This is a genomic window from Couchioplanes caeruleus, from assembly GCF_003751945.1.
Classification (GTDB): Bacteria; Actinomycetota; Actinomycetes; order Mycobacteriales; family Micromonosporaceae; genus Actinoplanes; species Actinoplanes caeruleus.
This window is the reverse complement of record NZ_RJKL01000001.1, coordinates 1,629,180-1,653,177: the sequence shown is the minus strand read 5'-3', so window position 1 is coordinate 1,653,177 and position 23,998 is coordinate 1,629,180. Positions and strand designations below refer to the sequence as shown.

Sequence of the window (23,998 nt, the reverse complement as noted above, 5' to 3'; positions counted from 1 at the left end):
CCAAGAGCATGATGCTGTCGCGAGTGTACAGAGAGATATTGATCAACGTAGATTTTTCGGCCGGCGGCGCGCGACCGGCCGAGGCCGTGGCTCAGTGCGTCGCGGGCGGCCCGTGCTCGTCCACGTTCGTGGCGTACTGGTGCTGGTGGGGTAGCCGGCCGGCGCGGGCCAGGGCCTCGTGCTGGCGCTTGGCGTACTCCGAGACGGGCACGATCCAGACCGCCGTGCCGTAGGCGCAGATCTCGATCCAGTTGCTCGCGAGCTCACCGCTGTCGAAGCGGTACGCCACGATGGCATTGGCACCGTGGGACTTCGCCGCGTGGATCATCCGGCCCATGGCCTCGTTGCGGCTCTGCAGCATCAACTGGGTCATCTCGGGTATCTCGCCGCCACTGAGGGCGCGGAACCCGGCCGAGATGCCCGTGCCCATGTTGCGCGACCGGACGGTCACGCCGAAGACCTCTCCGAGGACTGCCTGGATCTCGTATCCGGGGATGTCGTTCGAGCTCACGATCAACATCGACGAACTATAGGATCGAGCGACCGCCCGCGGAAGTAGGCGATCTCCCGCCGGCCGCATCCCGCGTCAGCGGCCCGCCTCGGCCGCCGCGGCCCGGCCCGCGGCCAGGGCGACCGCCATGATGCTCACCTGCGGATTGACCTCCGGGCAGCCGGGCAGCGTGGACGCGTCGGCGACCCACACCCCGTGGACGCCGCGCAGCCGCCCGTCCGGGTCCACCGGCGCGCGCTGGGGATCGGCGCCCATCCGCGCGCTGCCCGTCGGGTGGAACGCCGCGAGATGCAACTGCCGGGTGTCGGCCGTGGCGACCGCGTCGCGCAGCTCGCCGACGCTGTGTGCGTGCGGGCGGTGGGCGAGCCCGGTGAGGACCGCCTCGGCGCCGGCGGCGAACAGCAGCTCCCCGATGGCCACGATGGCGAGCCGGAGCCGGTCCGCGTCGCTGTCGGCCAGCCGGTAGCGCACCGTGCGGGCGCTGACCCGGCCGCTCGGCTGGTCGGCGATCATCGCACCGACGGTGGCCAGCCGGTCCGCGGAGGCGAGCTCGGCGTGCAGCTCCCGGCCGATGCCGGGCGGGACGAACGAGACCAGCCCCGGTGGGCCGGCGGTGGCCTCGATGAGGACGCCGTCGTCGTGGAGTTGCTCGACGCCGACGCTCTGCAGGACGCCGCGCCAGGCGATCACGGGCTCGCCGAACCGGCCGGCCAGGCTGACCGCCGGGTGCACCGCGAGCCCGCGGCCGATCCCGGGATGCCCGCCCAGCCCGGACCGGGACAGCAGCCGGGGTGTCTCCAACGCGCCGGCCGCCGCCACGACGAGCGGGGCGGCGATCAACCGGCCGCGGAAACGCACCCCGACGGCGCGCCCGCGAGCCGTGACGATCCGCTCCACCCTGGCGCCGGTCACCACGACCGCGCCGGCGGCGCACGCCTGCGGCAGGGCGTTGAGGTGGACGCCGTTCTTGGCGTTGCGCGGGCAACCGACGACGCACTGGCAGGAGCCGGCACAGCCGGGCGCGTTGCGGCGCATCGGCGCGGCCTTCCAGCCGAGCGCCGCGGCGCCGGCCAGCACCAGTTCGCCGTTGCGGCCCAGCACGTCCGTCGGCTGGGGCGCCACCCGCAGGGTGCGCTCCACCTCGTCCAGTAACGGCCCGAACCGCGCCGGGTCGGCCAGCGCGAGGCCGTGCACGTCGCGCCAGCGCCGCAGGACCCGCTCCGGGGTGCGGTAGCAGGTGCCCGAGTTCACGAGCGTGGTGCCGCCGACGCCGCGCCCCTGCGGCAGCAGCACCGGCGGGGTGCCGAGCGCGAAGGTCGCGCCGCCGTCGCGGTACAGGTCCACGAAGCGATCGGCGGCCGGCCGGTCGCGGAACTCCGCAGCGGTGAACCGCCGGCCTTCCTCCAGCACCACCACCGAGAGTCCGGCCCGGGCCAGCTCGCGGGCGGCCATCGCACCACCGGCCCCGGAACCGATCACGACGGCGTCGGCCCGGCTGCGCCGCGGCCAGTCATCGACGGCGACACAGGTCAGCTCCGGCTCGGGCGCGGGCGGGGAGGCCGCCGCCGGTGCCGCGTCCGCCGGCGCCGCGCTCGCGGCCCCACCGGCCGCCGCGGCCAGCAGCAGCGGCATCTTCACGGCGTCGAGCAGCGCCCGGCCGCCGGGCCGGGCGGCGAGCGCGGTGCAGACCGCCTCCCGGGTGGCTGGGTCGAGCCGGGCGAGCGACTTGCCGCTCAGCAGCCGGGCGGCCAGGTCGAGACCGCCGCCGGCGACGCCGAGCCCGAGCCGTACCGGCCGGGGGAAGGCGGCGGAGAGGCGGGTCAGCTCGGTCGCGATCCGCCTGCCCTCGTCGGCGTCGGTGCCGAGCAGGGCGGCGGCGAGTGCGCCCAGGCGATCAGTCACGCTCGCCCACCTCCGCGTGTGCGGTGGCGATCAGCTCCCAGCGCCGTTCCTCGCGCCAGCCGTCGCGGTGACGCCGTTCCAGCAGGACGACGGCGTCGGCCACCTCGCAGTTGTGGCAGACAGCCGGAGCTCCGTCCGGGTCGGCGTACGGCACCGCGATGGTCCGCTCGGGCGGCATGGTCACGGCCACGGAAATCCTCCGGTCGCCGCTGCGCCCGGTCACCGTCCAGCGGGGCCGTCCCAGGCGGGCACGGAAGCGCAGCGCCGCCAGCAGCGGATCGCCGGCCGGATACTCGATGCCGCCGACCCGCAGCCGGACGAACGGCAGGGCAGGCAGCCGGTTGAGGCCCGGCCGGGTGGAGACCGCCGCCACCACCTCGCACACGTCGCCGTCGCCGAGGTCGGCGTGCAGCCAGGCCCACCGGCGGGCGTTGCCGTGGCCGTAGATGCGGGCGAGGTTCCCGGGCGCGTCGCTGAGAGTCAGCTCGCGCTCTCCCACCTGGACCGTGCCGGTGAACCGGCCGGTCGGCACGGGAAGGATCTGGGCGGCCGGCAGCAGCTCACGGTGCCAGGCCCAGCGGGGAAAGGTGAACATCGGGTCGCCATCGCCGCTCACCCGCAGCCGCCAGCGCAGGTCACCGGCGGCGCCGGTCAGCTCCTGTGCGGTGACGGTGATCCCGCCGGCGTCGTACCCGGCGACCGGACGCTCGGCGGGCCAGGGGGCCGGGCCGAAGCGTTCCCAGACCGGTGGGGCGTCGCGCGGGAAGACCGCGGCCCATCCGTGTGCCCGGGCCGGGGAGCCGTCGGCCGGGGCCACGAGCTCGTGGTGCAGCCAGATGCCGGTGCCCGTCGCCGGGTCGGTGACGGTCGCGTACCAGACCTCGAGCCGCCCGGGCTGGCCGCGCCACCGCGAGGGCAGCAGGTCGTCCGGTGCGACCGGTGCGGGACCGCCGTCGGCCGGCCGGGGGAGCGGTGTGCCGCGGGTGCCCGGCGCCTGCGGCCACGGCCGGCGCCTGCGGCGCAGCCGCATGCTGGCCAGGAACGGCAGGAGATCGCGGCGCAGGTCGAACACCAGCCGGGCGTTGCCCACCACGGTCCCCTCGGCGTCCAGCAGCCGGGCGCTGAGCCGGGTCATGCTGGCCAGCGGGCGGCGTACGGTCACCGCCTTACCGCCGTCCAGCCACAGCCGCCGTCCGTCGAGCGCGGTGAAGGCGAGCCGGTAGCCGATCCGGCCGGCCCGCAGCGGGGCGATCTCCATGCTGCCGGTCGCCGCGGCATCGTCGGCGAACCCCGCCACCTGGACCCGGACGGTCGCCTCGGCCCGGAGGTCGGCGAGGGGATGCAGCGCGCCCGGTGCGGTGAACCGCAAGGTCAGCCGGATCGGCCGCTCACCGGCCTCCCCGCTCAGCCGGACCGCCCCCGTCATCACTTCTCGCATCGTCGTGAACACCGTCGTCTCCCAGCATGAGTCGTTCGGTGGAGAGGTAGTAAGCGTCGGCGGCGGCGTGTGCCGCCGCCGGGTCGCAGGACCGGACCGCCTCGACCAGCGGGGTGATCCGCCGGGCGGCCTCGGCGGGGTCGGCGAACGGGGCGGCGAAGAGTTCCCGTACGTCGTCGTACGCCCGCAGCAGCGAGTTGACGAGCAGCTCGTACACCCGGTTGCCGGAGGCGGCGGCGAGGGCGCGGTGTACCTCGGCCTCGGCCTGCTGAGCCGGGCCGGGAGCCGGCGCGGCGGCGATGTCGTCGCGGAGCCGGACCAGCCGTTCCCGGTCGGCCTCCTCGGCGTGCCCGGCGGCCCGGGCCGCGATCAGCGCGCCGATCTCGCGGCGGACGGTGAACACCTCCGCCAGCCAGCTCGGCCCGTCCAGCGAGACCAGGAACGGCAGCAGGTCGGGGCCTGCGGTGCGCCGGAAGTCGCGCACGCGGGTGCCGATCCCGTGCCGGGTCTCCAGCAGGCCCGCCTCCACGAGGCGGACCAGCGCGTGCTTGAGCGACGTGCGGGTCACGCCGTAGCCCGCGGCCAGCTCCCGTTCGGGTGGCAGCAGGCTGCCCGGCGCGTACCGCTCGCCGAGCACGTCGGCGCGCAGCCGCTCGACCAGTTCGTCGACGACGGAGCTCCGCACAATGGGCGAGTGGATCAGTGGATCAGCCACTCGCCCACAGTGTCAGAGGCGGGCACGCCCGTCAATGGGTCGCGGTCATCCGATGCGGATGGTCTTCGCGACGCTGGGCACTCCGCGCGCGTCCATCGCGAAGAGCATCCAGTAGCCGGGCAGCGCGACACCCCGGTCGGCCGGGATGGTGAGCCGGTAGCCGCCCGTCACCGCCGTCGGCGCCAGGGCGATGCGGCGCTGGTCCGTGTTCACGCTGTGCGTCGCCGTGCCCATGCGGACGATCGCGAACGAGGACACCGCCCGGTCGGTCGCCACCGTGATCGACGCACCGTTGCCGGCCGTGGCCGGGGCCGTGGTGATGACCGGCCGGGGCGCCCGCGTGCCGTCGGGATTCAGCAGGTTCGGCGGCGTGAAGATCTCGCCGTCGAAGTGGTTGGTCCCGCAGTTGCCGCACAGGCCGCCGCCGCCGGTGAAGACCCGCGCGTCCGGCATCAGGAGCGCCACGCTGTGGTACGTACGCGGGATCGCCGCCGACGCCAGAGTGGTGAACGACTCGGTGGCCGGGTCCCACATCTCGGCGCCGAGCACCGCGGTGTTGTCCGAGAACGGCACCGGATAGTTCTGTCCGCCGAACACCACCACCTTGCCGTCGGGCAGGACCACGCTGTTGGCGAACGACCGCGCGTGCGTCAGCGAGCCCGTCCGGCGGGCGGTCACCGTGGTGCCGGAGATGCTCAGGGCGTAGGCACTGGTGCTGGCGTCGACGTTCTCGTACGACGTGGCGCCCCCGACCGTCAGGATCTTGCCGGCGTCGTACATCACGGCGTTGCCGTTCATGGCGTCCACGTCGTCGGCGCGGTTGCCGGCCGGCGTGGTGCCCCCGGTGCCGGCCGTCGTATACCAGTTCATCGCCCGGCTCGGCCCGGCCTGCAGCACGGTGCCGCCGCTCCACCCGAACAGCCAGGCGTGGTTGTCCTTGCGGTAGTCGCCGTTGGGGTTGGCGTCCGCGGTCAGCATCGGTTCCACCCGGGCGCCCGGCAGGGCGGTCCAGCCCGTCGCCGTCGAGTACACCTCCCCGGCCTTGCGCGGGGTGCCGTCGGTGCCGCCGACCCCTCCGCTCCACGAGCCGCCGATGGTGAAGATCCGGCCGTCGGAGAGCGTGGTGCTCGACTGGTAACCGCGGGCGGTGGTCATCGCCGGGCCGGTCGTCCACGCGTCGGTGCCGGGGTCGTAGATGCTGGTCCTGGCACTGTCGTTGCCGCCGGTGACGACGATGCGCCCGTTGGGCAGCACCGAGATCCCGGGGCAGAACATGTCGTGGCCGGTCTCGGTCACGGTCCGCTGGGTGACCTCGCCGGTCGCCGGGTCATAGGTGGCGGTCACCGTACGCCCGCGGCCGCCCGAGAACGTGTCCCGCGCGTACGCCGACCAGGTGAGAATCTTGCCGTCGGGAAGCTGGGCCGCGGCCGCCGGCACCAGCGGGAAGCCGACCGGCGCACTCCACGTGCCGCGGGCCGGGGCGACCGAGCCGCTCGGGCCCAGCAGGTTGATCTCGGCGGCGCTGCTCCAGGGTCCGCGCGTGCCCGCCTCCGACTCCGCCGTCAGCCGCACGTACCGCGCGGTCGCCGGCGGGAACACCACGGTCTGCAGTGCGGGGTTGTCCGCGAAGGCGCCGCCGGTCACGCGCGCGCTCCACGCCGTACCGTCGGTGCTGGTCTCGATCTTGTAGCGGCCGATGCGGCCGTTCGGCGACGCCGCCGGGCGCGGCAGATAGGCGAGACCACCCACCCGAACGGCGGTCCTCAGGTCGACGGTCAGCAAGTGCGGCAGCGGCGCGGGTGGGGTGCTGCTCCACGCCGAGTGCCAGATCGTGGCGGCGTTGCCGTCCAGGACGTTGGCGGCCGCGCCGTTCTCCCGGGCGGTCTCCTGGTCGGAGGCGGTCACCGTCCAGCCGGTGCGGGCCAGGGTGGGGTCGGCCCGCCCGAGCAGGTTGAGCTCCGCCGCGCTGCTCCACGGCCCGCGGTTGCCGGCCTCGGTCAGCGCGGTGAGGCGGACGTAGCGCGCGATCCGCGGGTCGAAGGTGACGGTCTGCGCGGTGCTGACGTCCGCGAAGCGGCCGGTCGCCGCCGCGGCGCCCCACGTCGCGCCGTCCGTGCTGGTCTCCACCCGGTACTGCCCGATGGTGCCGTTGCGGCCCCCGCCCTGCCGGGGCAGGTAGCTCAGCCCGGAGATCAGGTGGGTCGCCTTCGTGTCCACGGTGATCTGGTGTGGCAGCGGCGCGGCGGGCGCGGTGCTCCACGCCGTGTGCCACATCGTCGCGGTGTTGCCGTCGAGCACGTTGGCGGCAGCCCCGTTCTCGGCCGCGGTCTCCTGGCTGTCCGCCGAGACCGTCCATCCGGTACGCGCGAGCGCCGGATCGGTGCCACCGAGCAGGTGGATCTCCGCCGCCGCCGACCACGACCCGCGGTTGCCCGCCTCGCTGAGCGCGGTGAGGCGTACGAAACGGGTCAGCACGGTCGCGAACGTGGAGGTCTTGACCCCCTCGTCGTCGGCGAACGTCCCGTTCGCCACGTCGGTGTAGGCGGTCCCGTCGCCGCTGACCGAGATCCGGTACCGCCCGATGCGGCCGTTCGGCGAGTCGGACGGCGGCAGGTAGCTCAGGCCGCCGACCGCGACCAGGTTGCCGGTGTCGATGGTCAACGTGTGGGGGAGCGCGGTCGCCGCCGTACGCCAGGTGGTCGCCGGGTTGTCGTCGATGGCGTTACCGGCGCCCGTCCCGCTCGGCGAGCTGTCCGCCGTGACCGTCCATCCGGTCCGCGGCAACGGCCCCGGCGCGGTGATCGCGACCGGCACCATCCGCGGTATGAGGTGCGCGGCGTGCGGGTCGCGCGCCGCCGCCGGTTCCCCGTCCTGCTGCGTGACGACCACCACCGCGCCGGTGACGGCGCACATCATCAGCGTCGCCGCGCCCCGCGACCACCGTTTCGCATCCATTCCGCCCCCAGTGGAGAGCCCGCCAGATGCGGGTCACTCAACTCCGGGTCGCGCGCCGGAAGAATCGGTGAATCAATTGCCGGACAATGGCAAGTTGCTTACCGGGTAGCCCGCTGGTTGTACTTGCGCCTGGTCCACACAGGTACGACACCAGCGAGATCCCGGCGCATCAGGAGAGCGCGACGACGGCACTGGCACCGATCCCGGAGCCGAGCAACAGCCCGCGCAGCGTCTCGATGACCGGCGTGAACGGCCGGTACCCGGCGAACGCGCGCAGCCCGGCCGGCATCGTCTCGGTGGGCACGAATCCGCTGCCGAGGAACGGCAGCAGGCTCAGGAACATCGGTGTGTTGCTGGCCGTCTCGACGCTGTCGGCGACCATCCCGAGCGCGACGGCGAACCAGGTCAGCGCGAACGCGGTCGCCATCAGTACGCCGAGCGCGGCGAGCCACTCGAGCGCCGTGGCGTCCGGGCGGAATCCGACGAGCAGAGCGGCCCCGAGGACGGTCGTTCTCACTCATTACGAGAAGATTTCATATCGCCGCGCGCGGCTGAACCCATTGATGGTGGTCTATCTAAGTCCATCTATGAGGGGAGCCCGATGAGACGCCTCGTCCGAACCGCAGGTCTGCTCACCGCCGCCGGAGGTCTGGTGCTGGCCGGCCTCCTGGCGGCCGTTCCCGCCGCCCACGCCGCGGCCGCGGTCCCGGTCACGCTCGACTGTCAGGGTCGGCCCCCGCTGGGTCCGCCGCAGCAGTTGACGCTGTCGACCGCGATCCAGGCCGACGGTCCGGCCGAGGCCGGCACGGGCACCGACTTCGACGTGACGCTCTCGCCCGACCCGATGACCGCGCCGCCCACCGCGGGCGGATTCACGGTCAACAACCTGCGCACGCTCGTGCTCAGAGTCGCCGTGTCGTCCGGCGCCGGGGTGCGGTCGGCCGCCCTCAGCGGCGGCGTCGACATCGGTTCCGGCACGCCTACCGTCACCCACGCCGACGGCCTGGTGACGGCCACCGTGCCCGGCCCGATCGCCGGCGGAGCCACCTTCCAGTTGCCCACTCTGCACCTGCGCCTGACCGCCGTCGGCGCCGCGGGCACGGCCATCACCACCACCCTGGCCGGGACCGGCTACACCGACCCGAGCCTGACCTTCGCCGCCAACGTACGGGCCGGCGTGCTCAACCTGAACGTGCCGACCGCGTGCTATCCCACGCCGTCGCCGACCTTCACGAGCACCACGATCGTGTGAACCGGCGGCCGGCGGCAGCCTCGTGCCGACGCCGGCCGCCGGCGGTGTCACTGCGCCCAGGGTGGTGTCCCGGCCGGCGTGCCGTCGGCGCCGCGGGGGACGAACCCGGCGCGGACCACCACGTACGCCTCGGCCGGGGCGTCGCCCGGGTTGTCAAGCTGGATCGGTTCTCCCGCCGGAACCACCGCGGCATCCCCGGGGTGGAGCGTCTCCGTGTCCGGGCTCAGGCGGATGGTGCCGGCCACGACCATGAAGATCTCGTCCTGGTCGAGCGTGTGTGCCTCCGGTGACCGCAGGCCCGGCGCGACGGTGATCCGCCAGGTACAGATCTCGGCCGAGCCCCGGCTGGGTGCGGCCAGGGCGGTGAACTCGACGCCGGGCACCTCGAAGCGAGGGGCCTGCGCGGTGCGGATGACGTGCATTGCTCCTCCAATAGTCAAGCCAGCTTGTCCAAGCTGGCTTGACTATCATGGAGACATGTCCGCTCCGGCGCAACCCCTCGACTTCGGCATCCTGCTCGCGCTCGCGTATCAGAACTTCGTCCGCGACCTTCGCGCGTTCCTGGCCGAGCAGGGCTTCGACGACCTGGGCCGCTCCGACGGGTTCGTCTTCCGGGCGCTGGGGGACCGTCCGATGACGGTCAGCGACCTGGCCGGCCGGCTCGAGGTGACCAAGCAGGCAGCGGCCCAGATCGTCGACGACATGCAGCGGCGCGGTTACGTCCGCCGTACCCCGGATCCGGACGACCGCCGGGCCCAGCGCCTGGAGCTGACCGACCGCGGTGCGTCGGCGCTGGCGGCCGCCCGCCGTTTCCACGAGCGCTACGAACGACGCCTCACCCGCGACCATGGTGCCTCAGCGGTCCGTGCGCTACGGGACGTCCTCGCCGCGATCGTGACCGAGCCCGACGAGACCCCGGACCCGCGGCTGCGCGCGCTGTACCTCTAGGAGGGCGGCCACCGCCGGCCGGTCCCGGGACGGATCGTGGCCCAGACCACCTTGCCGTCCGCCGTCGGCGCCGCACCCCACACGGTCGCCGCCGCGTGCACGATGTGCAGCCCCAGTCCGCGCTGATGCGGCTGGACGTCGAGGGACGCCGGGAACGTATCGCGGAGCCGGGGGAGGCGTGGGTTCTCGTCCCCGACCGCGAGATGCATGGCGGAGCCACGGCGGAACAGGACCACGGTGATCGCGGTGCCGGCGTGCTGGACGGCGTTGATGACCAGTTCGGAGACCACCACGCAGGCACGGTCCCGCAGCTCGGGCAACTGCCAGGCGGCGCAGGCGTCGATGACCGCGGCGCGGGCCCGGGCCGGGGCTCCGGAGCTGGGATGAAGCTGCAGCACCAGGCGGTCGGTCAACGGGCGTCGTCCGGCCGCGGCGCGGGCCAGGGCGATGGTGGGGTAGATCGACAGGAACCGTGCGGCGCCCAGGCGGTGGAGCCGAGCGCCGAGCGCGGTGCCCGAGGGAACGCACGCGAGGATCTGGACCGGTGGCTCCATCCCGTCGCCGAGCCGCCGGGCGGTCATCCACATGGTCACACTGGCGGCGTGCGGATCCGTCACAGCGCGCAGGTCGAGGAGCAGAACGGCGGGATGCTCGCTCAGGCACTTCACCATGGCGGCGTAGGTCGCGTGCTGCAGGCGGGATTCCCAGGCGCCGTGCAGGGCGAGCGTCACCATGGACACGTCCATGTCCACGGTGACGTCGATTCCCCCGCCGTGCAGGGGATCGTGCCGCTCGAACAGGTACGGCGGCTGCCCACCCGGCGCTCCGCGGGACGGCTCTTTACCGGTCCCGCCACTGCGTTGACGATTCACGGTGGACCCGCTCCGTCGGACCGCCGCCTCATGTGCGACGGTATTCGCCCAGCGTCCCAAAAGGCCTGCATGGTCACAAGCCGTTCACCGCCGTGTGAACCACCGATGACGCAGATCGACGGGGAAGCGTGCCGACTCAGTCCTTCCAGGAGGCTTCGATGGCGTCCAGCGTGCTGCGCGTGTCCTCGCCCTTGATCCAGTCCGTCATGCCGGTCCAGAAGGAACCCGCACCGACGGTGCCGGGCATCAGGTCGGAGCCGTCGAACCGGACCACCGACTTCGGGTCCTGCAGGATCTCGGCCGACAGCTTGTCGATCGCGCCCGTGTAGGCGCCGAGGTCGACGCCGCGGTTGGCGGACACCCAGGAGCCGAGCTGAACGCGGGCGGTGGCGAACTCGGCGCTGGCCAGGAAGGTCTGGAACGCCTGCACCTCGGGTCGGTCCGCGAAGGCGACGACGAACTCGCCGCCGACGAGCACCGGCTTGCCCTTCGCCGGGTCGACGGCGGGGAAGTAGAAGGCATAGACGTCGCCGTCCTCGGCCACCTTCGTTCCGGACGGCCACTGGGTGGCGTAGAACGACGCCTGCCGGTGCAGGGCGCAGCGGCCCTGCAGGATCGGCAGCCCGGCCGTCTGGAACGGCGTACTGGCCACGCTGGTCACGCCGCCGAAGCCGCCGTTGACGAAGCGCGGGTTCTTCAGGATCGAGCCGGCCTTGTCGGTCGCCTCGACGACCGAGGGATCGTTGAACGGCAGTTCGTGGGACACCCATTTGTCGTAGGTCTCGGGACCCTGGGTCCGCAGCATCACGTCCTCGAGCCAGTCGGTGGCCGGCCAGCCGGTGGCGCCGCCGGACTCGATGCCGGCGCACCACGGTTTCACGCCGTCCGCCGCGATCTTCGTGCTGAGCGCGATCAGCTCGTTCCACGTGTCCGGGACGGCGTACCCCTTCTTCCTGAAGGTGGCGGGTGAGTACCAGACGAAGGACTTCACGCTCGCGCCGAGCGGCGCGGCGTAGAACGTGTCCTGGACGGTGCCGTAGGACAACCAGTCCGCGGACCAGTTCTGCCCGGCGAGCTGCTTGGTGGCGGCCGACGCCGGCTTGACCGCGCCGTCCGCCGCCAGCTTGGGGATCATGCCGGGCTGCGGGAGGAATGCGATGTCCGGGGCGTTGCCGTCGGCCACCCGGGCCTGGAACTCCTTCTCGAAGTCCCCGCTCGCCTCGTAGGCGACCTTGATGCCGGTGCAGTCCGAGAACAGGCGCCAGGCCTGCTCCAGGTTGACGCCCTCGACGTCGCGGATCGACGAGAAGACCGAGACGGTGGTACCGCTGCGGCCCTGGTAGCTCCGATAGGGCTCGCACTGCGACGAATCCGCGAAGCTCGCCTCCTCGGATCCGGCACCGCCGCATCCGGCCAGCAGAGCCGTCGCCAGCACGCCCGCCAGTGCCCGCCGGCGGCGCCCGCTTCCCTTGCCCATGATGTCCTTCCTCATGCCCGGAACCGGCGTACGGCCTGGCGCAGCTCCTCGGCCGTGCCGGCGAGGTTCTCGGCGGCGACCCGTGCCCGCGCGCCGTCGTCGGCCGCACTGTTGACCGCGTCGGCGAGGACCTGGATCGTGCCCGCGATCTCGCGCGTGCCGGTGGCCGCCTCGCCGACGTTGCGGTTCATCTCGTTGGTCGTCGCGGTCTGCTCCTCGACGGACGAGGCGATGGACAACTGGAAGTCGTTCATCTGTTCGATGATCCCGCTGATCCGGTTGATCGCGGTCACCGCGCCGGAGCTGTCCGACTGGATGGCGTCGACCCTGCGGGCGATGTCCTCGGTGGCCCGCGCGGTCTCCTGGGCGAGCTCCTTCACCTCGCCGGCGACCACGGAGAAGCCCTTGCCCGCCTCGCCGGCCCGCGCGGCCTCGATGGTGGCGTTCAGCGCCAGCAGATTGGTCTGCTCCGCGATGGCGGTGATCACCTTGACGACGTCGCCGATCTCGGCCGAGGAGTTGCCCAGCTTCGCGACGGACGTCGTGGTGTCCGCCACCACGGCGACCGCCTCCGACGCCACGCGGACGGCCTCGTTGGCGCTGTGCGAGATGCTGCCGATCGACGCCTCCATCTGCTCCCCGCCCGAGGCGAGGGTGAGCACGTTCTGGGAGACGAGCTCCGCGGTGGAGGTCGCGCTCACCGCCTGCTGCGCGGCGCTGGCCGTGGAGGTGGCGATGCTGGCGCCGGAGGCGGACACCTGGTCGGAGGCCTCGCCGACGGCGTTCGCCGCCGTGGTCAGGGCGGTGACCGTGTCGCGCATGCCCTGCCGGGCGCGCTCGTACCAGCCGGCCATGCGCCCGATCTCGTCTTGGCTGTCGACCTCGACGGTCGCGGTGAGGTCGCCGGCGGCCATCGCCTCGAGGGCGGTCTCCACCCGGCGCACGGGCCGCAGGATCGACGACGCCGTGAGCAGCGCCCAGGCGGCGGCGAGCACCACGCCGAGCGCGGTGGCCGCCACCATCAGCCGGGTGGCGTCGGTGCGGGCGTCGCGGATGCTCCGGCCCCCGGCCGTCACCGCGTCGGTCTCCATCTTGGCCAGCTCGTTGAGGTTGCCCTTGGCGATGCGCAATACCGCAATCTGGGTGAACCGGGCGTTCTGGAACGCCCCGAGGTCACCCTTCTGGCTGGCCGGCAGCATGGTGTCGTCGCGGAACTGCCGGTACGTGGCGACGCCGGCCTCCGTCGCCCGGATCGTGCCGTACCGGTTGCCGCCGGCCTTCGCGTACGCCGCCCACGCCTGGTCGTACGCGGCATCGGCGGCCTTGATGTCGTTCTCCGCGCGCCGCCGCGAGACGTCGTCGGTCAGCGCCACGTGCTCCAGCAGGGTGGTGTCCGACTCCAGCAGCGACGTCCGAGCCGCCTCCAGTCGCAGTGCCTGCTGCACCCGGTGGTCGGCGATCCGGGTCGCGGTGTCGGCCACGGAGTCGAGTTGCACCATGCCGCCCACGCCGACGCCGACCGTGGCCAGCCCGGCCACCGCCGCCACCATGAGCAGCTTGGCCCGTACCCCCATGGCCCGGCCACCCGTGGCCCGTGCCGCCATGGCCCGCAGGCTCCGGGTCCACGCCCCGAGCTTGCGCGATGGAATCCGCACGTAATCCCCCCATAACACGTCTTTCACCATGCCTGCGGGCGCCGATCGGGCACGGGGGGCGGCGCCGATCATCTAAGGGAACAATTCCACAAAATCGGCGCCCGGATCCGCCGAATCGGCGCCAACGAGGTTCGGCGCGGCTCTACGGCGCCGGAATGTGCCGTCGGCCGGGCCGGCTGAGCGGCGGCGGGTCCAGGCCCGCGGCGCCTTCCAGTGCCGCACCATCGCCACCACCGGAACGCGAACACGAACGCCGCGGCGGCTGGCGCCGCGGTCATCGGCAGCCGGCTCGAGGACGCCCAGCGCGGCATGACTCGACACCGCACCAGTGTCCCTTGACGATCATCCGATCGGCCTACGCAACAGTGGCCGTCGGGCTCTGGGGATGCGGCCCCGGACCGCCCAACATCCCTACTGGCGAGTAGGAATTTTGTACGGGCATTGAACCGGCCGGTCGTATCCCACGTTTCCATGGTCAAGTTCAATAGGGGAGTCAAGGATGATCATCGGTGTACCGCGTGACCCGCATCCGGGTGAGCGGCGCGTCGCGGCGACACCTGCCACCGTGACAGAGCTGGTCAAGCTCGGATACGACGTGGTGGTGGAGGCCGGCGCCGGTTCCGGCTCCTCGTTCTCCGACGAGGCGTACGCCAGTGCCGGAGCGAGCATCGGCGACCCTCTGGCGGCGGACGTCCTCTTCACGATCAACCCGCTGCCCGCGGAGCAGCTCGACAAGATCGGCGCCGGCGCCACGCTGATCGGGATGCTGAATCCGCGCCTGGACCAGGATCTGGTCGCGGACCTCGCCCGCCGTCCGATCACGGCGCTGTCCATGGATGCGGTCCCACGCATCTCCCGGGCCCAGTCCCTCGACGTGCTGTCGTCGATGGCCAACATCGCCGGCTACCGCGCGGTCGTCGAGGCCGCGCACGCCTTCGGCCGGTTCTTCACCGGTCAGGTCACCGCCGCGGGCAAGGTGCCGCCGGCCAAGGTGCTCGTCGCGGGCGCGGGCGTCGCCGGCCTGGCGGCCATCGGGGCCGCGGGCAGCCTGGGCGCGATCGTCCGCGCGACCGACCCCCGGCCCGAGGTGGCCGACCAGGTCAGGTCGCTCGGCGGCGAGTACCTGTCGATCGAGGCCGCCGATGTCGAGGTCTCGTCGACCGGCTACGCCAAGGAGATGTCCGACGACTACAACGAGCGCGCCGCCCGGCTCTACGCCACGCAGGCCGGCGAGGTCGACATCATCATCACCACCGCGCTGATCCCGGGGCGCCCGGCGCCGCGGCTGATCACCGCGGCGATGGTGGCGAGCATGAAGCCGGGCAGCGTGATCGTCGACATGGCCGCGGCCAACGGCGGCAACGTCGAGGGCACCGTCGCGGGCGAGGTGGTGGTCACCGCGAACGGCGTGACCATCATCGGCTACACCGACCTGCCCGGCCGGCTGCCGGCGCAGGCCTCCCAGTTGTACGGCACCAACCTGGTGAACCTCATGAAGCTGCTGACGCCGGAGAAGGACGGGCAGCTCGTCCTCGACTTCGACGACGTCGTCCAGCGCTCGATGACCGTCGTCCGCGACGGCGAACTGACCTGGCCGCCGCCTCCGGTCTCGGTCTCCGCCGCGCCCGCCGCGGCACCGGCCGTCGCCGCGCCCGCGGCACCGGCGCCCGCGCGCAAGCGGCCCGGGCGGCAGCTCGCGATGGTCGGCGCCGGTGCGGCCGCGCTGTTCCTGCTCACCGCTCTCGCGCCGGCCGCCCTGCGCGGTCACCTCACCGTCTTCGCCCTGGCGATCGTCATCGGGTACTACGTGATCGGGCACGTGCACCACGCCCTGCACACGCCGCTGATGTCGGTGACCAACGCGATCTCCGGAATCATCGTCGTCGGCGCCCTGCTGCAACTCGGGCACGGCGACAACCTGGTGACCGGACTGGCGTTCGTCGCGATCCTGCTGGCCAGCATCAACGTCGTCGGGGGCTTCGCGGTGACGCGCCGCATGCTCGCCATGTTCTCCAGGAGCTGATCTGATGACCGTCGAAACCGCGGCGCAGGCGGCGTACATCGTCGCCGCCCTGCTCTTCATCCTCGCGCTGGCCGGTCTGTCGAAGCACGAGACCGCCAAGGCCGGCAACACCTTCGGCATCGCCGGGATGGCCGTCGCGCTGGCCGCCACCATCGCCCTCGCGGTCGAGCGCAAGATCAGCGGCACCGGCCTGATCCTGCTCGTCGTCGCCGTCCTGATCGGTGCCGCCATCGGCCTGTACCGGGCCGGCAAGGTCGAGATGACGGGCATGCCCGAACTGATCGCCGTGCTGCACAGCTTCGTCGGTCTCGCCGCGGTGCTGGTCGGCTGGAACGGCTACCTGCACGTCGAGGCCCACCCGGACGGCGCCGAGGCCGCGCTGCTGAGCGGTCAGGGCATGCTCGGCATCCACAGCGCCGAGGTGGTCATCGGCGTCTTCATCGGCGCCGTCACCTTCACCGGCTCGATCGTGGCGTTCCTCAAGCTGTCCGCCCGGATCAAGTCCAGCCCGCTGATGCTGCCCGGCAAGAACCTGCTCAACGTCGCCGCCCTCGCCGCGTTCGCCGCGCTCACCGCCGGCTTCGTGGTGTCGTCCCAGCTCTGGATGCTGATCGCCGCCACGGTGGTCGCCCTGCTGCTCGGCTGGCATCTCGTCGCCTCGATCGGCGGCGGCGACATGCCGGTGGTGGTGTCGATGCTCAACAGCTACTCCGGCTGGGCCGCCGCGGCCGCCGGCTTCCTGCTCGAGAACGACCTGCTCATCGTCACCGGTGCGCTCGTCGGCTCGTCCGGTGCGTACCTGTCGTACGTGATGTGCAAGGCGATGAACCGGTCCTTCCTGTCGGTGATCGCCGGCGGCTTCGGCATCGAAGCCGGCCCCGCCGGCGACAAGGATTACGGCGAGCACCGGGAGACCAGCGCCGAGGGCGTCGCCGAGCTGCTCACCTCCGCCGACTCCGTGATCATCACGCCCGGGTACGGGATGGCCGTCGCCCAGGCGCAGCACGGGATCGCCGAGCTCACCCGGGTCCTGCGCGAGCGTGGCGTGAACGTCCGCTTCGGCATCCACCCGGTGGCGGGCCGCCTGCCCGGTCACATGAACGTGCTGCTCGCCGAGGCGCGGGTGCCGTACGACATCGTGTGCGAGATGGACGAGATCAACGACGACTTCGCGGGCACCTCGGTGGTGCTGGTGATCGGCGCCAACGACACGGTGAACCCGGCGGCCACCGAGGACCCGGGCAGCCCCATCGCCGGCATGCCGGTGCTCACCGTCTGGGAGGCCGACGACGTCGTCGTCTTCAAGCGGTCCATGGCCTCCGGGTACGCCGGCGTGCAGAACCCGCTGTTCTTCCGGGACAACTGCGCCATGCTCTTCGGCGACGCGAAGGACCGCGTGGACGACATCCTCCGCGCGGTCACGGCCGCGGCGCCGGCAACTGCGCGCCACTGACCGGCTGCGGCGTCAAGCCCGGCGCACGGCGGGCAGCCGGAGCGCCGGGCTGCTCCTGACGTCCCGGACGCGCTCTCGGCCGGCACCGTCGTGGGCCCGGCTGCTAGGAGGCGAGGCAGGAGAGGGTTATCTTCGTGCCGTGCCTGCCGGTGTCGATGGTGAGGTCATCGATGCCGGCGCTGGCCAGCCACAGTCCCCGTCCGCCGACGGCTTGCGGGCCGGGGCGGGCGGGCCGGTGCCGGTCGGCGGGCAGGCCGGTGCCCTGGTCGCTGACCCGGCAGTGCAAGCGGTCGCCGGCGCGCCACAGCTCGATGCGGCCCCGACCTCCGCCGTGGCGTACGGCGTTCGTGGTGATCTCGTTGACGGCAACCACGAACCGGTAGAGGGCCAGGTCGGTCAGGCCGTTGCGCTGTGCCCATTGCTGCACCTCGTGGCGGAGGGCGACCAGCGTGGCCAGGTCGAAGTCCCGGGTCAGCGGATGCGTCCGCCTCGGGGTGTGCGTTTCGGACGGGTCAGCCACGGCGGGTTCCCGGATCCGATTCCGGACCCCCGGCGTGCCGGTGGGCGGCGAGGATGCAGGTGTCGTCGTCGGGGTTGGCCCGGCGTAGGGCGCCGAGCAGTGCCTCCAGTGATGGGGGGCCGGGTTCGGCGGTGACCCGCCCGAGGACGGTGAGGACGGGGGCCAGGCCCTCGTCGAGCGTGCGCGAGCGGTGCTCGACGAGACCGTCGGTGTAGAGCAGCAGGACGTCGCCGAGATCCAGGCGGGTGGTGGACGTGGCGTACGCCGCGCCCAGGATGGCGCCGAGCAGCGGCCCGGGCCGGTCGGACAGCTCGGTGACGGTTCCCGCCCGGGCGAGCAGTGGCGCGGGGTGCCCGGCCCGCGCCCAGGCGAGGTCCTGGGTGGCCGGGTCGAAGCGCGCGATCGCGGCGGTGCCGGTCTCGGCATCCGCGGCGTAGAGCAGTCTGTTGAGGTGGGTCAGAAGATCGGCCGGGTCGGACGTGGTCGTGACGGCCAGGGCGGCGAGGGCGTGGCGCAGCTGGGCCATGGTGGCGGCGGCCTGCAGGCCGTGCCCGGCGACGTCGCCCACGGCCAGGACGATGCTGCCGTCCCCTGCCGCCGCCGCGTGGTACCAGTCACCGCCGACCCGGCTGGCCTGCTCGGCCGGCAGGTAGCGAACCGCCGCCCGGAGCCCGTGGAGCTCGATGGGGCCGTCCGGGATCGGCAGGACGATGTGCTGAAGGCGAGCGGCCAGGCGGTGCTCGGCGAGGAGGTTCTGCTGCTGCGTACGCAGTTCCTCCTGCACCTCGGCGAGCTTGAGGCGGCTCGTCTCCCGAGCCGTGACGTCCTGGATGATCCCGTAGATCTTGACCGGCCTGCCGTCGATGTCGCGGACCGCGTCGATCACCGCTCGCAGGTGTTTGACCTTGCCATTGATCCTGGTGCGGGCGGTGAGATCGACCGTCTCACCGCGGCCGAAGGCCTCCGCGGCCTGCCGGCGCAGCGGCTCGTCCTCGGGCAGGCCGAGGGCCTCCGACTCCTCCCGGGGTAGGGGACCGTCGGCGGGATCTCGTTCGTAGATCCGGTACAGCTCGTCGGACCACACGGTCGCGTCGGTGACCAGGTCCCACTCGCCCCAGCCGAGGTTGCCCAGCCGTTCGGTCTGTGCGATGCGCTCGGCGAGGCGAGTCTGCTCGTCGAAGCGGACCCAGGAGTTCAGCAGGCCCGTTCCGCACGGGTGCACCCGTGCGGACAACAGATGTTCGGAGGACTTCCCGTCGTCGCTGTGGACATAGGGGAAGGGACCGACCCGGCGTTGCCGGCCGTCGGCGAGGACGTCGGCCCACGCCTGCCACACGGGCCCACCGACGATCGTCGGATACGTCTCGCTCACCCGCCGGCCGATCAGCCGCGAGCCGGTGTTGCCGGACAGGTCCACCAGGGTGCGGCTCACCGCGACGAGCCGGTAGTCGACGAGCAGGCCGGCATCATCGTGCATGGGGACGAGCACGATGTGATTGCCCGGCATGGCGTCCAGGGCCTGTTGCACGATGGCGGCCCAACCGGGCGCCGCGTCGTCGGAAGACACCTCTGTCCGGTGCCGCGGACGTGGCGTCGGCGGCTGACGTGCCACCCGCAGCACTTCCTCGGCGCTGCGGCGTAGCCGCCGGGACGGCGTCGCCTGGCGGGTCTCCAGGACGGAGATGATTCCGGCTGCCACGGTCCCGAGGTCCTTGTCCTGCTGACCGGCGAGGGTCCGCATGTGGGCGTGGGCCTCGTCGATGCGGCAGCCGATCCGCCCGGCGAGCATTCCCGCGGCCCGCTCGCAGACCACGGCGGGACTCAGCCGGGCACTGCCGATCTGCGCCTCCAGGTCGGCCAGGCGCTGCAGGTACCCCTGATGTCCGTCCGCTGACATGCCCGGCCTCTCTCTACTCGGTCTGGGGTAGGCCGAACGCCTCCAGCAGGCCGGACATCCGCAGCTGATCGAGAACTTTGTCGGTGGGATTCTCGACGCGGAAGTCGGCGCCGACCTCGTCGGCAGCCTTCATGGCACGCACCAGGAGACCGATGCCGGAGGAATCCAGAAAGGTGACCTCTGCCAGGTGCACGCGTACCGCAGGTGGCCGGCCACCGGTGATCGCTTCCTTCACCACCTTGGCGACCTGCGAGGCGTTGGTGAAGTCCAGCTCTCCCCGCAGCACCACGTCCAGCCGGCCCTCGACGCTCGTGTCCACCGAGACTGTTTGCACGCGCGCGCCCCTCTCCGCATGTCCGGTTCTTCACGCTACGCCCCGGACGTCGCCGGGGGGAGGCACCGATCGGCCGACCGCCATGCCCCGGACGGCGAAGGCCGTCCGGGCACGACCGATCGTCAGGATGCCGCGGTGCTCGCGTCCGCGTAGCGCAGCACAGCGCCGATGCCGTGCTCCAGCGCCGCTTCACCGGGACCGACCAGGACGAGGTTCGCGTCGGTGCCGGCTGTCGCCCGGACGAGGGCGGCGTCCGCGCGGACCCGCTGGGGTGTGTCGACGCCGGACTCGCGCAGCAGACGTTCGTCGACCGCGATGAGCGTGGGGTCGTCCGGAGCGATCCACAGCATGTCGGTGGAGGACGAGTCGTTGACCAGCAGGACCGTGTCGACCTGTCCGCGCTGCAACCGGGTGACCACGTCGGCCAGCCCGGTGCCGGCCTCGTCGGCGCCGCGCTGGGCGCCGTAGCGGTCGACGGCCTCGCGGACGTGGCGCTCCGCCACCTCGGCGATCGCCTGGATGGTGACGTCGTCGAGGGCTTCCTCGTCGGCGCCGGCGTGCCGCGACCCGGCGTCGGTGGATACCACCCGGTCCTGCCAGCGGCGGGGCAGCCGGTCGGTGAAGTTCTGTACCGCCCGCACGTCGCCGCCGACCACGATGACCTCGGCGCCGACGGACTCGGCAAGATCGACGGCAGCCGCCGCCACGTCGGAGGCGTTGCGCTTCCACGCCTCCTCCACGGCCATCTGGTGGTGCCGGTGCGACCAGCCGCCGGGGTGCACCTTCCGGAGCGGGAAGGTCTCGTTGCCGGTGACCGTTCGCCGGCGCGGTGCGCCGCCGACGGACAGGCCTTCGAGCTCGGCTCCGGTGCGGTCGGCGAGCACCCGGACGTACGGCACGTCCTCGCCGCGCTGGGCGAGCAGTGGCATGGCGTGCGGCAGGGGGCCGTGGTGGGCCTCGTCGGTGGCCGGGGGAGCGGACAGGGTCTCCAGCAGGACGACCTCGCCGGCGTTGGCGAAGATCGCCAGCCCGTACCGTCCCGGCTGGTACGGGTGTTGTGCGACGGCGGCACCGACGGCGTCCACGGTCGCCGGGTCCGCGCCCTGGTCGAGCAGTTTGTCGCGCAGTGCCTGCCAGCGCAGCGCTACTTCGTGATCGGCGTTCTCGCTCGCCCGGGTCGCGTCCAGGTACACGGAGACCCAGGACCCGGGCCGGTCGTAGAGCGGCCGGAGAAAACTCAGATTCATCACATCGCCTCTCAGTTCGGGCATGCTGCCTACCCACGTCCGGCGGCTTCTCGCCGGCCGCGGTCGTGTTGACGGACTGCCCGTCCTGACCGGTTTACCCCAGCTTGCCCGGGGCACTCGGCAATCATGGAACGAGTGAGCAGCAAACACGGGCCCCGTCTCGACGAAGAGATGGAGCAGGAGGTTCGCGGCATCGTCCAGGGCGTGGCCGGCGGCCGGGCCGAGGAGTGGAAGACCGCCGAGCCCGCGGGCGAGGACCAGCCCGAGGCGAGCCGGATGCAGGCCATGGATGACCACGCGGACCTCAGCCGCTTCGGTCGGTACATCGGCTTGTCCAGCATGCCGGGCGACCGGGAGGCGATCCGGCGGGGAGCCGAGACGCTCGGGGCTCCGACCGACGTGCTCGCGGATCTGGACAGGTTGCCGGAGGGCGTCGTCTTCCACACCGTCACCGAGATCTGGGCGGCCCTCGGCCGGGGACCGGCGGAGCGCGCACCGCAATGAGACCCGGGCCGCCGGATCGGCAGCCCGGGTCACGCTCGTCCCGCCGGATCAGAGGGTCAGGGTTCCGGTGTTGAGGTAGCCGGTGTCCGCGCTGTACACGTCGCGGACCTGCAGCTTCCAGGCGCCGTTGCCGGCCTCGCCCGACAGGTTGGCCGTGTAGGTGGCGTCGACGTTGTCGGCGCTGTCGGTGAGGCTGCTGTTCTTCAGCCGGTAGGCCGTGCCGTCCGGCGCGACCAGGTCGATCACCAGGTCACCGCGGTAGGTGTGGACGATGTTCACCGCCACCGTGGAGGTCGCCGACGCGTTGCGCCCGCAGCCGCTGATCGTGATCGTGCTGGTCACCGCCGCGCCGGCGTCCGGGATGGTGACGTCGGTGCCGTTGCTCCCGGTACAGTTGCCGCCGGGTCCGCCGGTCACGTTCAGCGTGTACGTGACCGAGTGGGTGGCCGAGCCGGTGCCGGTCACCGTGATCGGGTAGCTGCCCGAGGGGGTCGACGCGCTGGTCGAGATCGTCAGCGTGGAGGAGGCCCCCGAGGTCACCGACGCCGGGTTGAACGTCGCGGTGGCGCCGCTGGGCAGGCCCGAGGCGCTCAGCGCGACGGTCTGCGCCGAGCCGGACGTGGTGGCGGTGGCGATGGTGGTGGTGGCCGCCGAGCCCGCGGTGACGCTGCCCGAGGCCGGGGAGGCCGAGATCGAGAAGTCGTTGCCCGGGGTGCCCGTGCAGGTCGACTCGCCGGTCTGCGCGGGGACGCTGATCGCGTTCCAGGCCGCCTTCACGGTGTTGAACTCGGTGCAACTGTTCGGGTAGAGGTTCTTCGCGGCGGTGAGCGACGCCGTACGGATGTTGGCGTACCGCCAGGTGGAGGTCTTGGCCTGCAGGGCGTTGTAGTAGATCTCGCCGGCCTTGCGGATGGTGATGCCGGTGACCGTCGACGAGTTGCAGGTCGGGCTGGAGGGCTGGCCGTTGCTCGGCGCCGAGCCCTCGGCGACCAGGTAGAACCAGTGGTTCAACGGGCCCGCCGCGGCGTGCACCTCGGTCGACGGGATCGCGGTGGACCAGCAGTTGGGGTCGCCGGCCAGGGACGGGTTGTACATGTAGCGGATCGGGCCGTCGCCGACCAGGTCGACCTCCTCACCGACCTGGTAGTCCGGCGGGTCGAGCGGGCTGTTGGCGTACGCCTCGGTCAGGGCGCCGAAGATGTCGCCGGTGGCCTCGTTGATGCCGCCGTTCTCGTTGCCGCCGCCGGCACCGCCCGGCGTGTACTGGAAGATCGCGTGACCCATCTCGTGCGCCACCACGTCGATCGGCGTGGCCTGGCGGGTGTTGGCCTGGTTGTGGCCGAAGTTCGTGAAGGACCCGTTCCAGTACGCGTTGACGTCGTTCAGCCCGACCCGGATCGGCGGGTTGTTGCCGTTGCCGTTGATGCTGCCGCGGTTGAACCAGGCGGCGAGCATGTCGACCTGGCGCTGGGCGCCCCACAGCGCGTCGACGCAGGCGGTCTCGAGATTCGTCCCGGAGCCGTTGCCCCAGGCGTCGTCGGTGCCGGTGTACGCGCTGCCGTTCTGCCCGCCGCACTTGAGGCCGGTCCGGACGGGGTCGGTCATCGAGAACGACGAGCCGGAGCCGGAGGTGTTGATCGTGACGTTGCCGTAGTAGTAGCCGTTGCCGGTGCCCGCGCGCACGTAGTCGACCTGGTCGACCACCTTGCCGGTGTGCGCGTCGACGAAGACGTGCAGGTTGCTGGGGGTGTGCTGCGCCGTACGGCCCTCGACGACGGCCTCGTACACAAGCTTCGGCGTGCCCCAGGCGAGCACCTTGAGCTGCGGCGCCGCCGCGCTGTCCACCGAGGCCAGCCGGCCCTTGGCGGCCGCGGTCGCCTTCTCGGCGGTGACGGTCGCGGTGGTGCCGACCGCGATGTGCGCGGTCTGCGCGACCGCGGTGTCCTTGACCGTGCCCGCCGCGTCGGTGGTCACCACGACGTCGCCGCCGACCACCGGCAGGCCCCGGAACGTCCGCGCGTACGTCACATACTGCAGCCCGCGGGTGCCCTGCACGACGCCGGTCCGCTGGAGCGTGTCACCGTCGGAGCGGCGCAGCAGCGACGCGGTGCCGGCGCTGTTCACGAGCCGGTCGGCGGCCGCCGCGGCCAGCTCGGGGCCGGACGGCGGACTGGGCGCCCGCTGGGGTCGGGCCGAGGCCGGCGCCGCGGCCAGCGTCAGCGCGGCCCCGGCGGCGAGCGCCGCCGATGCTGAGATGAGTCTTCTGCGTCCCACGCTCATCACTCCTTCTCTCGA

20 protein-coding genes are annotated in these 23,998 nt (G+C 72.5%); 5 read left to right on the top strand and 15 right to left on the bottom strand.

Annotated elements, in window-relative coordinates:
• Positions 1-91 precede the first annotated feature (91 nt).
• The 6 genes from EDD30_RS07160 to EDD30_RS07135 form a co-directional block, all read right to left on the bottom strand.
• Positions 92-520 carry a YbjQ family protein gene (locus EDD30_RS07160; RefSeq protein WP_071808170.1) on the bottom strand — a complete coding sequence of 143 codons (429 nt, stop codon included), beginning with the start codon at positions 518-520 and terminating at the stop codon, positions 92-94.
• A 66-nt stretch (positions 521-586) separates the two neighbouring features.
• Entirely contained in the window at positions 587-2,413 is a 1,827-nt protein-coding gene (locus EDD30_RS07155) for a GMC family oxidoreductase (RefSeq protein WP_123678129.1), read from the bottom strand.
• Positions 2,406-3,839, bottom strand: coding sequence for a hypothetical protein (locus EDD30_RS39825; protein ID WP_211277764.1), 1,434 nt, complete (start codon positions 3,837-3,839; stop codon positions 2,406-2,408). Before EDD30_RS39825 ends, EDD30_RS07155 begins: the two co-directional genes overlap by 8 nt.
• Positions 3,802-4,566: a FadR/GntR family transcriptional regulator gene (locus EDD30_RS07145; protein ID WP_211277763.1), complete on the bottom strand. Its 765-nt coding sequence runs from the start codon at positions 4,564-4,566 to the stop codon at positions 3,802-3,804. Before EDD30_RS07145 ends, EDD30_RS39825 begins: the two co-directional genes overlap by 38 nt.
• 45 nt (positions 4,567-4,611) lie before the next feature.
• Positions 4,612-7,521, bottom strand: a complete 2,910-nt coding sequence (locus EDD30_RS07140; RefSeq protein WP_071805097.1) for a galactose oxidase family protein — start codon at positions 7,519-7,521, stop codon at positions 4,612-4,614.
• Between the two features lie 169 nt (positions 7,522-7,690).
• A complete protein-coding gene (locus tag EDD30_RS07135) occupies positions 7,691-8,038 on the bottom strand; it encodes an ABC transporter permease (protein ID WP_071805096.1) in 348 nt (115 codons plus the stop codon).
• An 84-nt stretch (positions 8,039-8,122) separates the two neighbouring features.
• On the opposite strand from EDD30_RS07135, the gene EDD30_RS40435 reads away from it, so the two are divergent.
• The gene (locus EDD30_RS40435; RefSeq protein WP_071805095.1) at positions 8,123-8,773 is read left to right on the top strand and encodes a hypothetical protein; all 651 of its coding nucleotides are present in this window, start codon (positions 8,123-8,125) and stop codon (positions 8,771-8,773) included.
• A gap of 47 nt (positions 8,774-8,820) precedes the next feature.
• On the opposite strand, the gene EDD30_RS07125 is transcribed toward EDD30_RS40435, so the two are convergent.
• Entirely contained in the window at positions 8,821-9,195 is a 375-nt protein-coding gene (locus EDD30_RS07125) for a cupin domain-containing protein (RefSeq protein ID WP_071805094.1), read from the bottom strand.
• A gap of 55 nt (positions 9,196-9,250) precedes the next feature.
• Between EDD30_RS07125 and EDD30_RS07120 the strand changes: the two genes are divergently transcribed.
• On the top strand, positions 9,251-9,721 hold the full coding sequence (locus EDD30_RS07120) for a MarR family winged helix-turn-helix transcriptional regulator (RefSeq protein ID WP_071805093.1): 471 nt from the start codon (positions 9,251-9,253) through the stop codon (positions 9,719-9,721).
• Here EDD30_RS07120 and EDD30_RS07115 read toward each other — a convergent pair.
• The 3 genes from EDD30_RS07115 to EDD30_RS07105 all read right to left on the bottom strand — a co-directional run bounded on the left by EDD30_RS07115 (position 9,718) and on the right by EDD30_RS07105 (position 13,725).
• Positions 9,718-10,593 (bottom strand): ATP-binding protein, encoded by an 876-nt coding sequence (locus EDD30_RS07115; protein WP_143162654.1) that lies wholly within the window; start codon positions 10,591-10,593, stop codon positions 9,718-9,720. The two genes, EDD30_RS07120 and EDD30_RS07115, sit on opposite strands and share 4 nt — an antisense overlap.
• Positions 10,594-10,729: 136 nt before the next feature.
• Positions 10,730-12,070, bottom strand: a complete 1,341-nt coding sequence (locus EDD30_RS07110; RefSeq protein WP_071805092.1) for an ABC transporter substrate-binding protein — start codon at positions 12,068-12,070, stop codon at positions 10,730-10,732.
• A gap of 11 nt (positions 12,071-12,081) precedes the next feature.
• Positions 12,082-13,725 carry a methyl-accepting chemotaxis protein gene (locus EDD30_RS07105; protein WP_170208258.1) on the bottom strand — a complete coding sequence of 548 codons (1,644 nt, stop codon included), beginning with the start codon at positions 13,723-13,725 and terminating at the stop codon, positions 12,082-12,084.
• A gap of 499 nt (positions 13,726-14,224) precedes the next feature.
• On the opposite strand from EDD30_RS07105, the gene EDD30_RS07100 reads away from it, so the two are divergent.
• The gene (locus EDD30_RS07100; RefSeq protein ID WP_071805090.1) at positions 14,225-15,748 is read left to right on the top strand and encodes a Re/Si-specific NAD(P)(+) transhydrogenase subunit alpha; all 1,524 of its coding nucleotides are present in this window, start codon (positions 14,225-14,227) and stop codon (positions 15,746-15,748) included.
• A gap of 4 nt (positions 15,749-15,752) precedes the next feature.
• Complete coding sequence (gene pntB, locus EDD30_RS07095) at positions 15,753-17,201, top strand: Re/Si-specific NAD(P)(+) transhydrogenase subunit beta (protein ID WP_123678127.1); 1,449 nt, start codon at positions 15,753-15,755, stop codon at positions 17,199-17,201.
• Between the two features lie 103 nt (positions 17,202-17,304).
• On the opposite strand, the gene EDD30_RS07090 is transcribed toward pntB, so the two are convergent.
• The 4 genes from EDD30_RS07090 to EDD30_RS07075 all read right to left on the bottom strand — a co-directional run bounded on the left by EDD30_RS07090 (position 17,305) and on the right by EDD30_RS07075 (position 21,199).
• A complete protein-coding gene (locus tag EDD30_RS07090) occupies positions 17,305-17,721 on the bottom strand; it encodes an ATP-binding protein (protein WP_244945153.1) in 417 nt (138 codons plus the stop codon).
• Complete coding sequence (locus tag EDD30_RS07085; RefSeq protein WP_084556346.1) at positions 17,714-19,618, bottom strand: PP2C family protein-serine/threonine phosphatase; 1,905 nt, start codon at positions 19,616-19,618, stop codon at positions 17,714-17,716. Before EDD30_RS07085 ends, EDD30_RS07090 begins: the two co-directional genes overlap by 8 nt.
• A 13-nt stretch (positions 19,619-19,631) precedes the next feature.
• Positions 19,632-19,952, bottom strand: a complete 321-nt coding sequence (locus tag EDD30_RS07080; protein ID WP_071805088.1) for an STAS domain-containing protein — start codon at positions 19,950-19,952, stop codon at positions 19,632-19,634.
• A 122-nt stretch (positions 19,953-20,074) separates the two neighbouring features.
• Positions 20,075-21,199, bottom strand: coding sequence for a baeRF2 domain-containing protein (locus EDD30_RS07075; RefSeq protein WP_123678126.1), 1,125 nt, complete (start codon positions 21,197-21,199; stop codon positions 20,075-20,077).
• Positions 21,200-21,325: 126 nt separating this feature from the next.
• Here EDD30_RS07075 and EDD30_RS07070 point away from each other — a divergent pair, with 126 nt between their 5' ends.
• A complete protein-coding gene (locus EDD30_RS07070; protein ID WP_071807437.1) occupies positions 21,326-21,703 on the top strand; it encodes a DUF2795 domain-containing protein in 378 nt (125 codons plus the stop codon).
• A 48-nt stretch (positions 21,704-21,751) separates the two neighbouring features.
• Here EDD30_RS07070 and EDD30_RS07065 read toward each other — a convergent pair whose 3' ends face one another.
• The gene (locus EDD30_RS07065) at positions 21,752-23,977 is read right to left on the bottom strand and encodes a M4 family metallopeptidase (protein WP_244945152.1); all 2,226 of its coding nucleotides are present in this window, start codon (positions 23,975-23,977) and stop codon (positions 21,752-21,754) included.
• Positions 23,978-23,998: the final 21 nt, after the last annotated feature.